Source organism: Nocardia terpenica, assembly GCF_013186535.1.
Classification (GTDB): domain Bacteria; phylum Actinomycetota; class Actinomycetes; order Mycobacteriales; family Mycobacteriaceae; genus Nocardia; species Nocardia terpenica.
The window spans coordinates 615901-630803 of record NZ_JABMCZ010000002.1 but is presented as its reverse complement, the minus strand read 5'-3'; the positions used below and the strand labels follow the sequence as shown (position 1 = coordinate 630803).

The following is a 14903-nucleotide window of genomic DNA, read 5'->3' as shown; positions in this document are numbered from 1 at the left end:
GCGACCTTTGCGCGTGACGACAAATTCGCTGCGCCTATCGGCAACCGGAGCGCAACGACCGTGCGTACTCTCACCGATGCCCGATCCCGGATGTCGTGCCCACGACCGCCCGGCCACCCGTCGGGTCCCACTCGGAACGAGCAATCATCAGGAGCGTCAATGCGCAGGAAGAACACCAGCAGACTGCTAGCCGGAGTCGCTATTGTCGCTGCCTCGGTCGGTGTCTCCGTCTTCACCGCTTCCCCCGCCTCCGCCGAGAGGGGAGAAAGCGGCTGTTTCACCTACTCGTACGAGAACGGCAGCATGACAACGACGGTGTACTACCACAACCGCTGTGACGCGGTCGAGACCCTCTATATTCGCCGCCACACCGAGTCGCTGTGCGACGACTCCCCCATCCAGCTTTCCGTCGACGCCAATGCCAAGGGCAGCGAGGTCGTCCGGTGCGGCGACGTCACCTCCGTCGACGACCATTGGTGAAATTCCCGAAGTCGGTGGCTCCGGCCGGTGTCCGGCGCGGGTATCAGCGAACGTAGGACAGCACGGTCATCATGCCCGACTCGGCGTGATAGACGTTGTGGCAGTGCAGCATCCATTGGCCGGGGTTGTTCGCGTCGAGGTCGACCTCGACGGTGCGCATCGGTAGCACGATCGAAGTGTCCTTGCGGGGGCCGGTGCCGGCCGGGGTGACGAGCTCGAAGGTATGCCCATGCAGGTGCATCGGGTGGAACATCATGGTCTTGTTGACGAACCGCAGCCGGACCCGTTGTCCCTGAGTCACATCCAGCGGGGTGCGCTTGTCGTAGACCTGCCCGTTGATCGTCCAGATGTACTGCTTGGAGTCCGCGGCCAGGGTGAGGTCGAGGGTCCGGTCCGGGGTTCGCTTCGGCAGACGCACCGCGTCCAGGGCGACGAGCCGGTCGGCGGTCAGCGGCGGGGCCGACAGTTCGGCGGGCTGTACATCGGCCGCGGGCGGGGCGCCGCTGCCGGTGCGGATCAGTGCGAACCCTTGACCGGCCTTGCCTTCCGCGGCCGCGACGAGCGGGAAGACGCCGTCCGCGAGATCGACGATGACGTCGTAGCGTTCACCCATGCCGAGCAGCACGCTGGAGGTGGTGACCGGTTGCACGGGGAAGCCGTCGGTGTGGATGATGCGCAGCCGGTGGCCCCCGACGGCGACGCGGAAGGCGGTGTCGGCGGCGGCGTTGATGATGCGCAGCCGCATCCGCTGACCCGGTCGGGCGGTGAAGGTTTGCGGATCGGCGCCGATGCGTCCGTTGATCAGGAAATACGGGTAATCTTTCACGTCCCCGGCGTCCGACCCCAACGGTGCATGGGGGTCGGTGGCCATCGGCATCGACGAGCTGCCCATGTTCATCCCGGCCATGCCCTTGTCGCGCAGCTGCCGCAGCTGTTTGTCGGGGTCACGTCCGTTTACTCCGTCGAGCCAATCATCGAGCACGACAACGGCTTCGAGGTCGTAATCCGTGCCGTCGGCCGGGTCCTCGACGATCAGCGGGGCGTACAGGCCGCGGTCGAGCTGGACCCCGGTGTGCGGGTGGAACCAGTAGGTTCCGGCGTCGGGCACGGTGAACTCGTAGCCGAAGGTGCCGCCGTTCGCGGCGATCGCGGGCTGGGTGACGCCGGGCTCGCCGCCGTCCATGTCGTTGCGCAACGCGACACCGTGCCAGTGCACGGTGGTCTGCATGGGCAGGGTGTTGGTGACATCGGCGCGGAGCACCTCGCCCCGGGTCAGGCGGATTTCCTGTCCGGGCAGGCGGCCGCCGTAGGTCCAGGTCTGCACCTGCACCCCGCCGAGGTCGACCGTGGCGGGTTCGGCACGCAATCTCACCTCGCGCACCGCGGCGCCGGCCGCCCGGCGCCGATTCTCGGCGGCGCGCATCGCATCGGAGTCGGGCATCACGAGGGTGCGCGAGTTCGTCGAACAAGCGGCCAGGGCGGCGGCGGTCGCGAGACCGCCGCCGAGGGCGAGCAACCCTCGCCGGGTCAACGGCTGCGCGAGCGGAAACCGGTGGGCGGGCATGGGTTCTCCCTGAAGTCGAGGACGTCCCCGCGATTGCGGGTCGGTTCTGTCGGAAGGCGACGCGCCGGAGCCTGCATGGCCACGGACGCGACCATCGACAGGACGAACAGGCAGCCGTGCATAGCCATGTGCGCCATGTGGTGGTCTGTGCCCGGGGCGGTGGCGCCCTCATGCGTGCCCTCGGACATCAGCATCGCGACCACGCCACCAGCATAACCGGCAAGATGCCCTGACCCGGTAGGGGTATAACCCAATCGGTTGATCATGGTCGGTGACCAGGTTGTCGCCGACCACTCCTCCGGCCGAGGAAACCAACGGCGGCTGGTGCCACATCCGCGTGACCCAGGTCTACCAACGTGCCCAGGGGACTTGGAAACTCATCCACCGGTGTTCGCCGAGCCGAGTGAATTCGAACCCCTTATATTCTGTGTCTTTGGCGATTCTTCACTTCCGAGTACCGTGCGGGTTCGGTCCCGACACCTTGACTCCAGGGTCGGGTAAGCGAAGGTCTCGGTCGATATGAGATCGGATGGGGATGGAGGGGGAGCATGGTTCACCACGGTAAGGATCTCGGTGCCGACCTGCACAGACTGGAACAGGCGGCGAAGGTGCACTTCCCGGCGGTTTCGGCCGATTACGGCCTGGCGATCGATAAGTGTGACAAGGTTCGGGGTGACGTAGCGCAGGTGATGCGGCGTCCGGAGCAATTCGGTGGTGACGCACTCGGTCCGGTGTACCGGGCTTATCTTGATCTGCACGACACCGTGCTGGGATTCATGAAGGAAACCAGAAGAAATCTGGACGATACGTGGGCGGCGTTGGACAAGGCGGCGCGGATTTTCGCGGCGATGGATCGAGAAGCGGCCGACGAGATGAACCGTCGCGTGCACGACGACGACAACCCGGCGCCGGGCGGTGGGCGGTGAGTTTCGAGCAGCTCATGCAGAACGCACGCACAATCAAGGAGAAGGCTGTCGATCTGGCGTACCAGGAGAACGACAAACCGGTGGCGAGCCAGCGCCCCGATCGCGCGGCGCTCGAACGATACTTCGCATTCATCGAGCCGCTGTTCGAGCCGTTTTCCAGGATACCCGATCCGGAAAAATACGATCCGTTGATCGCCGATATTTCCGCGGCGATGCAGAAGGTGATGACCCAAACCACCCCGATCACCAAACTGAGCGAGGACGTCCGATTCGTTGCGACGAACCTGGACAAGATAACGACCGACGCCGGTTATCTGCACGACTGGACCGGTGAGGCCGCGGAGGCGTTCAAGGTCAACTTCCTCGACACCTTCAAAACGATTTCTGTAAACCATTTCACGGCGCTGTCGATGATGAAAGGTGTCCTCCAGGCCCACCGGGAGATGTGGGAGAAGGCGCGCGCGGACATCGACAATATCGCGCAGAACACGATGGATGCGTTCGACCATGCCCACGGCTGCGGTAAGGCCGATGTGTCCTTCGGGTTCTCGGTGCTGTCTGCGGTAGGCACCGCCCTTGCGGCGGTCATCACCATCGGAACCGGGGGCGCTACCGCGCCGGTCGTAGCGATCGGCGCGGCCGCGGCCGTCGGTAATGCGGGCCTCGCCGGCAAATCGACATCGGATGCGAGCACTTGTGACTCCATCATCAACTCGATGAAACAGGCCGTCGCCGACCTCACCAATGACATTCATGAGGTCGAGACACAGCAGATGGCCGACAGGGTGCGGTCGCTGATCGAGTTGATGCACGCGAACAAGGACGTACTCGTCTCCGCGCGCCCACGGCTGGCCGAGATGAACGACCGCGACCTCGTCGGCGACAACGGTATGGGCCACACAGGCTAGGGGGAAAGACCGTGCAGAATCTGGCCGAGCGGCTGGACAATATCCGGATACGCGTGCGTGCGCCCGGCACTGAAATCGAAGCCGAATTGTCTCGGCGGACCGATATCGAATTGTTTTTCGAAGACGGCGCATATGCATTCGCCGACGAACCGATGCTGGAGCAGGCGCTGACCAGTATCGCGGAGCTGCTGTGGGCCGGATGGCGGCAGCAGTACCGAAGGGCGATCGAATATGCCAATCTGATCGTCGATGCCGTTGATTCGACAGATATCGACTTCTTCGCCGAGCGAGACAAAACCGAGGCTGCCGGCGCATCGAGCGACCATCGAATCACCATCTCCACGATCGGCATGCGGAATTTCTCGGTTCACATCGCACCCGGCACGATCCGCGAGATAACCGAAAGCCAGTTCGGCGGCAGCGTCGCCGAAGCGGCCGCACTGCTGATCCAGGATTACCAGGCGAAAGTCCGAGAACTCAAGCAGCGATACTACAACTCCACCGAATCTCGGTTCGACACGATAGCCGGATTTATGGAAGCGAACTCGACCCGACCGGAAGCCGAACATCAGCAGCAGACGTTATGCGACGACACGGACAAACCCCGTTCGAGCGGATTCCACGAACGTGCCTGGTGAGTGCGCGGGGGCCCGATGGCGGGGGATGTGGTCGTCGGTCCGGGCGAGACCGAGGACGGCGGAGGGAGCCGAAGGCGTTCCCAGGAAACTCCCAGGGAAGGTACAGCGACTCGAGGGCTGAGCGGGAGAGTATGTGGGCATGAATGGTGTGCCTGCCGATCGGATTCCCGAGGCTCGCGTCCTGGTCGTCGACGACGAGCCGATGATCGTCGAGCTGCTGTCGGTGAGCCTGCGCTACCAGGGGTTCGAGGTGGCCACCGCGGCGAACGGGGCCGAGGGCCTGGACCGCGCCAAGACCTTCCGGCCCGACGCGCTGATCGTCGACGTGATGATGCCGGGCATGGACGGCTTCGGGCTGCTGCGGCGGCTGCGGGCCGACGGCATCGACGCCCCCGTGCTGTTCCTCACCGCGCGTGACGAGGTGGAGGACAAGGTCACCGGTCTCACCCTCGGCGCGGACGACTACGTGACCAAGCCCTTCAGCCTCGAGGAGGTGGTGGCGCGGTTGCGGGTGATTCTGCGCCGCTCCGGTCACGCGGTGCAGGAGCGCAAATCGTCCCGAATCCGATTCGAGGACATCGAACTCGACGACGACACCCACGAGGTGTGGAAGAGCGGGGAACCGGTGGCGCTGTCGCCGACCGAGTTCACGCTGCTGCGCTACTTCATGGTCAATGCGGGCACGGTGCTGAGCAAGCCGCGAATCCTCGACCACGTCTGGCGCTACGACTTCGGCGGCGAGGTCGGAGTGGTCGAGACCTATGTGTCCTACCTGCGCAAGAAGGTCGACACCGGACCGGACCGGTTGATCCACACGCTGCGCGGGGTCGGCTACGTCATGCGGGCGCCGAGCCGCAGCAGATCGTCGGCGAAATGACCGTGAGGCAGGCCGGCGGTACCGGCCCTGCCGCCTCGAGAGTCTCGTCCGCACGATCCCTCCGGCACACGATCGCCCGGCGCGTGGCCGCGGTCCCGCTGCGCATCACCCTGGTGGTGGCGCTGGTGCTGCTGGCCGCGTTCGGGCTGCTGGTGTCCGGGGTGGCGGTCACCTCGGCCATGGAACGCGTACTGCTCGACAGCGTGGATCGGCAGCTGACCGAGGCCGCGCACACCTGGGCCAAACCGGATCAGCCGCTGCCGTCCCGGCTGCCCGGCATGTTCTACGTGCGCGGGCAGGACGTGGCGGGTGGGTCCCAGACCCGCCCGTCCGAACCGCGGGTGATGCCGGACATCCCACCGGATCTGGGCCGCCACCCGCGCACGGTCGGCACCATCGGCGATCCGTCGGCGCACTGGCGGGCCATGCGGGTCAGCGCCCCGTCGGGCACCACGATCGTCGCGATGCAGCTGGGCGAGAGCGAGACCATCGTCCGCCGCCTGATCGGCCTGGAGGTCCTGGTGGGTGCGCTGGTGCTGGCCGCGCTGGCGGTGGTGGCGCAGTTGGTGATTCGGCGCAGCCTGCGCCGGCTGCGCGATGTGGAGCAGACCGCGGCGGCGATCGCCGGGGGCGATCTGCATCGGCGAGTTCCGGTGCAGGGCACCAATACCGAGGTCGATCGGCTGTCCCAGTCGCTCAACGGCATGCTCGCCCAGATTCAGCGCGCCTTCGCCGCGACCGAGGCCTCGGAGGAGGCGGCGCGGCGCTCGGAGGCCAAGATGCGCCGGTTCGTCGCCGACGCCAGCCACGAGTTACGCACCCCGCTGACCACCATCAAGGGCTTCTCCGAGCTGTATCGCCAGGGCGCGATGCCGGATCCGGAGCTGTTCATGGATCGCATCGAGCGCGAGTCGAATCGGATGAGCCTGCTGATCGAGGACCTGCTCATGCTGGCCCGGCTGGACGCGCAGCGCCCGCTGGACCGGCGGCCGGTGGATCTGCTCGCCGTGGCCAGCGATGCGGTGCACAACGCCCGCGCGGTCGACGCCGCCCAGCGACCGGCCGGGCCGCCCCGCGGCATCGACCTCGAAATACGGTCCGGCGCGGGGACTCTGGAGATCCTGGGGGACGAGACCCGGTTACGTCAGGTGCTGGCCAACCTGGTCAACAACGCGCTCATCCACACCCCGCCCGAGGCGGCGGTGACGGTGCGGCTGACCCCGGCCGCGCACGAGGTGCGGCTGGATGTCGTCGACACCGGACCCGGCCTGCCGCAGGACCAAGCCGACCGGATCTTCGAACGCTTCTACCGCACCGACTCCTCGCGCAGCCGCGACAGCGGCGGCACCGGGCTCGGCCTGTCGATCGTGCAGGCACTGGTGGCCGCGCACGGCGGCACGGTGGCCGTGGCCAGCGAACCGGGACGGGGCACGGTCTTCACCGTCCGGCTGCCGCGCGGCGCCGGTCAGTCGGGAACGTTGGCCTCGTAGCCGAGGTCGCGCAGCGCCTGCTTGATCTTGGCCTGGGCCTCGTCCAGCGACTCCTTGCTCGGATCCGGATCGGCGCCGGAGATGTCGAAATTGCCCATCTCGAAGGCCGGGAAGACGTGCACGTGCAGGTGCGGCACCTCGAGTCCGGCGATGAGCAGGCCCGCGCGGGGCGCGTCCCAGGCGGCGCGCACCGCCCGGCCGATCTTCTGGGCCACGCCGGTCAGCCGCGCGAACGTGTCCGGATCGATGTCCTGCCACTGATCGATCTCCTTGCGCGGCACCACGAGTGTGTGCCCCTGGGTGACCGGTGCGATGGTGAGGAAGCCGACGAATTCGTCGTCCTCCCAGACGAACCGCCCCGGGAGCTGGCCGGCGATGATCGCGCTGAAAACGGAAGCCATGCCCGGAGCGTACGCGTCGGGCCGGAAACGGGCATTGCGGTGTCCGGTCGATACCCGCATCGATCGCGCGCGCTCGTCACCTAAGCTGTTGCGCGTGCGCGTACTCGTCATCGGTTCCGGAGCCCGTGAACACGCCCTGGTAACGGCCCTGCGCAGGGATCCGGGTGTGCGCGCGGTCTGCGCCGCGCCCGGCAATCCGGGTATCGCCCAGCACGCCGAGGTGCGTGCGGTCGACCCCGCCAACGCCGACGCGGTGGTCGCGCTGGCCCGCGACTTCGCGGCCGATCTGGTGGTGATCGGGCCCGAGGTGCCGCTGGTGCTGGGCATCGCCGACGCGGTGCGCGCCGCGGACATCGCCTGCTTCGGGCCGTCGGCGGCCGCGGCCCGCATCGAGGGCTCGAAGGCGTTCGCCAAGGATGTGATGGCGGCGGCCGGGGTGCGCACCGCGCACAGCGAGGTGGTCGACCATCCGGGCGAATTGGACGCCGCCCTGGACCGTTTCGGCCCCACCTGGGTGGTCAAGGACGACGGCCTGGCCGCGGGTAAGGGCGTGGTGGTCACCGCCGACCGGTCCGCGGCCCGCGACCACGGCGCCGAACTGCTCGAGCAGGGGCACCCGGTGCTGCTGGAATCGTTCCTGGACGGCCCCGAGGTGTCGCTGTTCTGTCTGGTCGACGGCGAGACCGTGGTGCCGCTGCTGCCCGCGCAGGACCACAAGCGCGTCGGCGACGGCGACACCGGCCCGAATACCGGCGGCATGGGCGCCTATACGCCGCTACCCTGGCTACCCGCCGAGACGGTCGCCGAGATCGTCGACACCGTGGTGAAACCCGTTGCGGCGGAGATGGTTCGGCGCGAGGTGCCGTTCTCCGGCCTGCTCTACGCCGGGCTCGCGATCGGGCAGTCCGGGCCCGCCGTCGTCGAATTCAACTGTCGCTTCGGCGATCCCGAGACCCAGGCCGTGCTGGCGCTGCTGGACAGCCCGCTGGGCGCGCTGCTGTACGCGACCGCGACCGGCACCCTGGCCCAGGCCGAGCCGCCGCGCTGGGCCGACGGCGCCGCGCTGACCGTGGTGCTGGCCGCGGAGAACTACCCGGCCCGCCCGCGCACCGGCGACGTGATCTCCGGAACCGACGCCACCGACGCGAATACCGAAGTGCTGCATGCCGGTACGGCCCAGCGCGAGGACGGCGCCCTGGTCTCCGCGGGCGGCCGCGTCCTCAATGTCGTCGCCACCGGCGCCGACCTCACCGAGGCCCGCGCCCGCGCCTACGCCCGCATCGCCCGCATCAAACTCCCCGGCAGCCACTACCGCACCGACCTCGCCCTCGCCGCGGTCGAGGGCCGCATCTCCCTCCCCGCCCGCGTGTAGATCTCCCCACATCAGCCGATGCGGAGGCCGTGGGCGGCGAGCCAGGGCTGGGGGTCGACGTGTTGGCCGCCGACCAGGATTTCGAAATGCAGGTGGGGGCCGGTGGAGTCGCCGCGGTTGCCGACGCGGGCGATCTGCTGGCCCGCGCGGACGCGTTCGCCCACCGAGACCGAGAAGTCGTACATGTGGCCGTAGACGGAGATGGTGCCGTCGTCGTGGCGGATGCGCACCCACAGCCCGAAACCCTGGGCCGGGCCCGCGTCGATGACGGTGCCGTCGGTGACCGCGTAGATCGGCGAGCCGATCGGTGCGGCGATATCGATGCCGTAATGGAAACCGCCCCAGCGCATTCCGTATCCGGAGGTGAACACGCCCCGGGCGGGCATCACGAATGCGCCCAGGCCGGGCAGGATTCCGCCGGGCAGCGTGGTGACGGTGCCGTTCAGCCACGGCTGCCGATCGCCCGCCACCGCGGCGGCCGCCTCGGCCTTGGCCCGCTCCAGCGTGGCCCGCGCCGCCGCGGCCACCACCTCCGATTCCCGGAGGCGTTCGCCGTTGTTGATCGCGGCCAGGAAGCGCCTGCTCGACTCCGGCGCCGCCTGCACCTGTAGCGGATAGGCCACCGGCACGCGCTGTGCCGTCCCGGGCGCCGGGGTGAGGTCGGCGGCGCGCGGCGCGGTGGCGTCGGCCGCGGCGAACACCGCCACCGCGACCACACCCGCCACCAGCACCCGATGCTCGATCAGCCAGGCGCGCAACGGCGGCCACTGCTCGCGCGACCACGCCCGCCAATCCCGGCGCAGAAACTCGCGCCAATCGAATCCCGCCACCGCCCGCGCGGCCCGCGCCCCCGCTCGCCGCGCGGCGCCCGCCACCCGTCGCATCCGCTGCCGGGTGGTGGGCCGGTCCTGCCGCAGTGCGCTGCGCCAATCGGGGCGGATCACGGTCCAACCCCCCTGAGACAGCTTCGCGCGGCGTGCCTGGTCAGGCATTCTGCCGACGATAACAGGACAGTTGCCCGAGTGCACGGGCGCGAGCGGGTGTTCTACGGTCGACGGGTGCGCATGCAATCACGGCGGTCGACGGTCCCGCCCTTCTATGTCATGGATGTCTGGCAGGCCGCCGCCGAGCGCGCCCGCACCCACGGCGACGTGCTGGTGCTGGCCGCCGGGCAGCCGTCCACGCCCGCCCCCGCGCCCGTGCTGCGCGCCACCCGAACCGCGCTGGACACCGAATTACTGGGCTACACCGAGACTTTCGGCATTCTGCCGCTGCGCGAGGCGATCGCCCGGCACCATCGCGACACCTACGGCGTCCCGGTCGAGGCGGACGACGTGGTGGTCACCACCGGCTCCTCGGGCGCCTTCACGCTGATCTTCCTGGCCGCCTTCGATCCCGGCGACGTCGTGGTGGTGGCCCGCCCCGGCTATCCGGCGTATCGGAACACCTTGGCGGCCTTGGGTTGTCGTGTCATCGAGTTGGACTGCGGCCCGGAGACCCGGTTCCAGCCGACGGTCGCCATGCTCGACGCGCTGCCCGAGCCGCCCGCGGGCCTGATCGTGGCGAGCCCGGCCAATCCGACCGGCACCATGGTCGCCCCGGACGAATTGGCCGCGCTGGCCCGCTGGTGCGACGAGCACGGCACGCTGCTGATCTCCGACGAGATCTACCACGGCATCGTCTATTCCGACGGTGGCGCCCGGGTCACCGCCTCGGCCTGGGAGACCTCCCGCGAGTCGGTGGTCGTCGGCTCGGTGTCGAAGTACTTCTCGATGACCGGCTGGCGGCTGGGCTGGATGCTGGCGCCCGCGGGCCTGCGCCCGGCGCTGCAGCGGCTGGCCTCGAATATGACGGTGTGCCCGCCCGCGGTCTCGCAGTACGCGGCCCTGCACGCGTTCACGCCCGAGTCCCGGCGGGAGCTGGACGGTCACGTCCGCCGCTACGCCGAGAACCGCGCCCTGCTGCTGGAGGGCCTGCCCGCGCTCGGCATCACCGAACTGGCCCCCGCCGACGGCGCCTTCTACGCCTACGCCGATATCGCGCACCTGACCGACGATTCCACGCGCTGGTGCGCGGATCTGTTGGCGCACACCGGAGTAGCGATCGCGCCGGGCATCGATTTCGATACCGTCAACGGAAACCATACGGTCCGTTTGTCATTCGCGGGCGCCACCCCCGATATCGCGGAGGCGCTGGCGCGCCTGGGTCGTTTCCTGGGCCGCTGAGGTCCGCCGACGGTCGCTGTCTCGCAAAGACTTTGCGTTCTCACCCCACCGGTGCGCGCCGATGCGGTAGAAAAGCGGTGGTTGTGTTTTCAACACCGCCCTGGACGTTTGCCCAGGTTAGAGGATATGTGACGGATCGCACCGATTTGGTACGGATGACCCGATGATGACTGGCACGATGACACGGTGATCACCGCGACGACACCGAAAGGCGAACGGCGTCGCCAGGCGTTGGTTGCGGCTGCCGCCGAGTTGCTGCTCGAGGGTGGGTTCGACGCAGTGCGCCACCGCTCGGTGGCGACCCGCGCGGATCTGCCGCTGGCGTCGACGACCTACTACTTCGACTCGCTCGAGGATCTGATCGCGCGCGCGGTGGAATTCAGCGGCAATGCCGAGCTGGAGACCATGCGCCGCCGCGTCGGCGAGGTGACCCATCGCCGCCGCGGCGCCGAGGCCACGGTCGAGTTGATCCTGGATCTGCTGGTCGGCGCGGACGGACACGACGAATTCGCGCGCGGCCGGCTCATCGCGCGCTACGAGCGCTCGGTGGCCTCCGCCCGCCATCCCGAACTACGGGAGGTGCAGCTGCGACTACGCGCGCAGCTCGAGGAACTACTGGCCGATGTGCTGCGGCGGTCCGATCGAATAGCCCGGATCGAGCAGCTGCGGCGGCTGGTGGCGGTGGTGGACGGGGCCGTGGTGACGGCGTTGACCGAACCGGACCCTCAGCCCCGGCGCACGGCCCGCGGCGCACTTCTCGAGCTGATCGACGTGATAGCGCCGCAGTGCTGACCGGGTCTCGCGAGCGGGTGAGTCGAGTCGCCGATTCCGTGGCTCTCTAGACTTGTCCGACGTGACTGTTGTCCCGAACGTTCTCGCTACCCGCTACGCCAGCCCCGAACTGGTGCGGCTGTGGTCACCCGAGCACAAGATCGTGCTCGAGCGCCGGCTGTGGCTGGAGGTGCTGCGGGCGCAGGCCGAACTGGGCGTCGAGGTTCCGGACGGCGTGGTCGCGGACTACGAGCGGGTGCTCGAGCGGGTCGACCTGGCCTCCATCGCCGAGCGCGAGCGGGTGACCCGGCACGACGTGAAGGCGCGCATCGAGGAATTCAACGCGCTCGCCGGGCACGAACACATCCACAAGGGCATGACCAGCCGCGATCTCACCGAGAACGTGGAGCAGTTGCAGATCCGCCTGTCGCTCGAGCACGTCCACGCGCACGGCGTGGCGACCGCCGCGCGACTGGCCGAGCGCGCCGCCGAGTACCGGACGCTGGCGATGGCGGGCCGCTCGCACAACGTGGCCGCGCAGGCCACCACCCTCGGCAAGCGATTCGCTTCGGCCGCAGACGAATTGCTGATCGCGCTGACCCGGCTGCGGGAGCTGATCGACCGATATCCGTTGCGCGGCATCAAGGGTCCGATGGGCACCGCGCAGGACATGCTGGATCTGCTCGGCGGCGATCCGGCCAGGCTGGCGCAGCTGGAGCAGAAGGTGGCGCGGCACTTGGGTTTCGCCACCGTACTGACCAGTGTGGGCCAGGTGTACCCGCGCTCGCTGGATCACGACGTACTCTCCGCGCTGGTCCAAATCGGCGCGGGCCCTTCGTCTTTCGCGCACACGGTGCGGTTGATGGCGGGCCACGAACTGGTCACCGAGGGCTTCAGGCCGGGCCAGGTGGGCAGCTCCGCGATGCCGCACAAGATGAACACCCGCTCCTGCGAGCGCGTCAACGGCCTGCAGGTGGTGCTGCGCGGATACGCCTCGATGGCGGCGGAACTGGCCGGGGCGCAATGGAACGAGGGCGACGTGTTCTGCTCGGTGGTGCGCCGGGTCGCGCTGCCGGACGCCTTCTTCGCCGTGGACGGCATGCTGGAGACCTTCCTCACGGTGCTCACCGAGTTCGGCGCGTACCCGGCGGTGATCGAGCGCGAGCTGACCCGGTATCTGCCCTTCCTGGCCACCACTCGCATCCTGATGGCCGCGGTGCGCGCGGGCGTGGGCCGCGAGACCGCGCACGAGGCGATCAAGGAGCACGCGGTGGCGGTGGCGCTGGCCATGCGCGAGCAGGGCCGCGAACCGGATCTGCTGGATCGGCTCGCCGCCGACGATCGGCTGCCGCTGGACCGCGCCGCGCTGGACGCGGCGCTGGCCGATCGGTCGGCGTTCATCGGCGCCGCGGAGGCGCAGGTCGCCGACGTCGTCGCGCAGGTGCAGAAGCTGGTCGACGCCTACCCGGAGGCCGCGCGCTACACGCCGTCGCCGATCCTGTAGCAAAACCGTTGCGGGCGAACGCAACCGGGTTCGCGCGGAACCGGTCCCGGGCATATCCCGGGACCGGGTCCACTTCTTCCGGCCGGAAGCTGAGCCGACAGTACGGGCGAGCCGCGGACGTGTACAGCGAATTTCGCGCGCGCCGTAAGCTGCGGGCATGAACCCGTACACGATCTTCGCCGATATCGTTGCCGGACGAGCCCCCGCGTCGACGGTGTACGAGGACGCGGATGTCTCACCGTTCATGCATTGTATACTCGCATCATGGCAGGTCAGAGACTTTTAGGGCGAGTTCGCCTATCGAGATTCACAGATGAATCGACCAGCGTTGAGCGTCAGAAGGACGTCATCGAAGCCTACGCCCGTACGAACGAGGACATCATCGTGGGCTGGGCCATCGACGTGGACGTATCGCGATCCGTGGACCCCTTCGACACCCCAGAGCTGGGGCAGTGGTTCAAGGAAGAAAAACTGCACGATTGGGACAAGGTTGTCTGCTGGAAGCTGGACCGGCTCGCGACCGGTTCCATCTACCTCAACAAGCTGATCGCGTGGTGTGGGGAGAACAACAAGACCATCGCCTCGGTAACCGAGAGCTTCGACCTCTCCAACTGGGTCGGGCGAATGATCGCCAACGTCATCGCGGGCGTAGCCGAAGGCGAACTGGAAGCGATCAAGGAACGCACTCGCGGCAGCTACAACAAGCTCTTGGAGACCGGCCGTTGGCCGGGCGGCACAGCGCCTTATGGACATGTGCCCGAGAAAACGAATCAGGGCTGGGTTCTGGTGGCTGATCCACCAGCGGTAAAGGTCATCGACCGGATGGCGACGCAGGCGATCGACGGCAATTCGATCGACTGGATTCGGGACGAACTCAACCACGACAAGATCACTTCACCGGCTGACCGATGGCGGGAACTGAAGGGGCTGGAGCCCAAAGGCGGCGAGTGGAATTCCAAAGCGATCTGGAACACTCTCACCAACAAATCCCTGCTGGGTCATGCGACCAAGGAAGGTGAGACAGTCCGCGACGCAGAGGGAATGCCCGTGCTCTACGGGGACCCGATCCTCACCCGCGAGAGGTGGAACGAGCTTCAGGATGCGCTGGACAAGCGTCGCCAAGGACCCCAGCGCACCCGCAGTACCAGTCCGGGTCTGGGCGTGGTCTTCTGCTTCGACTGCTCTGGGCAGCTTATGCACAAACAGATGAAGCGGGACTACGGCAAGACCATGTACCGCTACTACCACTGCATAAACAAGGACTGTTCGAACATGACGATGATGCTCGCCGAGCAGATCGAATCCATGCTGGAGGAGAGCTTCATCACAGACCTGGGCGACGAGCAGGAAGTGAAGCGGATCTTCATCCGCGCCAGCGATCACAGCCAGGACCTAGCCGAAGCGCTGGAAGCCGCAGACGAACTCGCCACGATGTTCTCGACCGTGAAGTCCGTGAGCATGAAGAACCGCCTGCGTGAGCAGATGGCAGCCCTCGACAGCCGCATCGCGACCCTGGAGGCCATGCCGATCCGGCCCGCCGGTTTCGAGTACCAGCCGACCGGCCGCACCTATGGTGAAGCCTGGGCCGATGCCCACACTCCGGAGGACAAGCGGCAGCTGCTGCTCAAGTACGGAATCAAGTGCCGGGTGGCTCAGCGGTCTCGTGGCACCGGCACCAACCAGGCCGGTGTGTGGGACTGGGACATGGATACGCCCGAAGATCTCACTGCTCGTATGGCGTCCTGAT

15 protein-coding genes are annotated in these 14903 nt (G+C 67.7%); 11 read left to right on the top strand and 4 right to left on the bottom strand.

Annotated elements, in window-relative coordinates; genetic code table 11:
- Nucleotides 1–303 precede the first annotated feature (303 nt).
- The gene (locus HPY32_RS14275; RefSeq protein ID WP_156674089.1) at nucleotides 304–480 is read left to right on the top strand and encodes a hypothetical protein; all 177 of its coding nucleotides are present in this window, start codon (nucleotides 304–306) and stop codon (nucleotides 478–480) included.
- 43 nt (nucleotides 481–523) lie between these two features.
- Here the strand turns inward: HPY32_RS14275 and HPY32_RS14270 are convergent, their stop codons facing one another.
- Both HPY32_RS14270 and HPY32_RS14265 read right to left on the bottom strand, forming a co-directional pair.
- The gene (locus HPY32_RS14270) at nucleotides 524–2044 is read right to left on the bottom strand and encodes a multicopper oxidase family protein (protein ID WP_067580743.1); all 1521 of its coding nucleotides are present in this window, start codon (nucleotides 2042–2044) and stop codon (nucleotides 524–526) included.
- Complete coding sequence (locus HPY32_RS14265; protein ID WP_067580744.1) at nucleotides 2008–2247, bottom strand: hypothetical protein; 240 nt, start codon at nucleotides 2245–2247, stop codon at nucleotides 2008–2010. Before HPY32_RS14265 ends, HPY32_RS14270 begins: the two co-directional genes overlap by 37 nt.
- 345 nt (nucleotides 2248–2592) lie before the next feature.
- Here HPY32_RS14265 and HPY32_RS14260 point away from each other — a divergent pair, with 345 nt between their 5' ends.
- The 5 genes from HPY32_RS14260 (at nucleotide 2593) to HPY32_RS14240 (ending at nucleotide 6883) form a co-directional block, all read left to right on the top strand.
- On the top strand, nucleotides 2593–2970 hold the full coding sequence (locus HPY32_RS14260; protein ID WP_067580746.1) for a hypothetical protein: 378 nt from the start codon (nucleotides 2593–2595) through the stop codon (nucleotides 2968–2970).
- Complete coding sequence (locus tag HPY32_RS14255; protein WP_156674090.1) at nucleotides 2967–3878, top strand: hypothetical protein; 912 nt, start codon at nucleotides 2967–2969, stop codon at nucleotides 3876–3878. Before HPY32_RS14260 ends, HPY32_RS14255 begins: the two co-directional genes overlap by 4 nt.
- An 11-nt stretch (nucleotides 3879–3889) precedes the next feature.
- Nucleotides 3890–4516 carry a hypothetical protein gene (locus HPY32_RS14250; protein WP_067580749.1) on the top strand — a complete coding sequence of 209 codons (627 nt, stop codon included), beginning with the start codon at nucleotides 3890–3892 and terminating at the stop codon, nucleotides 4514–4516.
- Between the two features lie 139 nt (nucleotides 4517–4655).
- Entirely contained in the window at nucleotides 4656–5393 is a 738-nt protein-coding gene (locus tag HPY32_RS14245; protein ID WP_067580751.1) for a response regulator transcription factor, read from the top strand.
- Nucleotides 5390–6883 (top strand): sensor histidine kinase, encoded by a 1494-nt coding sequence (locus HPY32_RS14240; protein WP_082870790.1) that lies wholly within the window; start codon nucleotides 5390–5392, stop codon nucleotides 6881–6883. Before HPY32_RS14245 ends, HPY32_RS14240 begins: the two co-directional genes overlap by 4 nt.
- Here HPY32_RS14240 and HPY32_RS14235 read toward each other — a convergent pair.
- On the bottom strand, nucleotides 6859–7284 hold the full coding sequence (locus tag HPY32_RS14235; protein ID WP_067585138.1) for an HIT family protein: 426 nt from the start codon (nucleotides 7282–7284) through the stop codon (nucleotides 6859–6861). The two genes, HPY32_RS14240 and HPY32_RS14235, sit on opposite strands and share 25 nt — an antisense overlap.
- 94 nt (nucleotides 7285–7378) lie before the next feature.
- Between HPY32_RS14235 and purD the strand changes: the two genes are divergently transcribed.
- The gene (gene purD, locus HPY32_RS14230; protein WP_067580754.1) at nucleotides 7379–8656 is read left to right on the top strand and encodes a phosphoribosylamine--glycine ligase; all 1278 of its coding nucleotides are present in this window, start codon (nucleotides 7379–7381) and stop codon (nucleotides 8654–8656) included.
- Nucleotides 8657–8667: 11 nt separating this feature from the next.
- Here the strand turns inward: purD and HPY32_RS14225 are convergent, their stop codons facing one another.
- Nucleotides 8668–9648, bottom strand: coding sequence for a M23 family metallopeptidase (locus tag HPY32_RS14225; RefSeq protein WP_067580756.1), 981 nt, complete (start codon nucleotides 9646–9648; stop codon nucleotides 8668–8670).
- Between the two features lie 72 nt (nucleotides 9649–9720).
- Between HPY32_RS14225 and HPY32_RS14220 the strand changes: the two genes are divergently transcribed.
- The 4 genes from HPY32_RS14220 (at nucleotide 9721) to HPY32_RS14205 (ending at nucleotide 14902) form a co-directional block, all read left to right on the top strand.
- Complete coding sequence (locus HPY32_RS14220) at nucleotides 9721–10881, top strand: pyridoxal phosphate-dependent aminotransferase (protein WP_197696448.1); 1161 nt, start codon at nucleotides 9721–9723, stop codon at nucleotides 10879–10881.
- Between the two features lie 186 nt (nucleotides 10882–11067).
- Complete coding sequence (locus tag HPY32_RS14215) at nucleotides 11068–11673, top strand: TetR/AcrR family transcriptional regulator (protein WP_067580758.1); 606 nt, start codon at nucleotides 11068–11070, stop codon at nucleotides 11671–11673.
- A 61-nt stretch (nucleotides 11674–11734) separates the two neighbouring features.
- Nucleotides 11735–13156: an adenylosuccinate lyase gene (gene purB / locus HPY32_RS14210; RefSeq protein WP_067585148.1), complete on the top strand. Its 1422-nt coding sequence runs from the start codon at nucleotides 11735–11737 to the stop codon at nucleotides 13154–13156.
- A gap of 264 nt (nucleotides 13157–13420) precedes the next feature.
- Entirely contained in the window at nucleotides 13421–14902 is a 1482-nt protein-coding gene (locus HPY32_RS14205) for a recombinase family protein (protein WP_067580760.1), read from the top strand.
- The last annotated feature ends 1 nt before the right edge of the window (nucleotide 14903 follow it).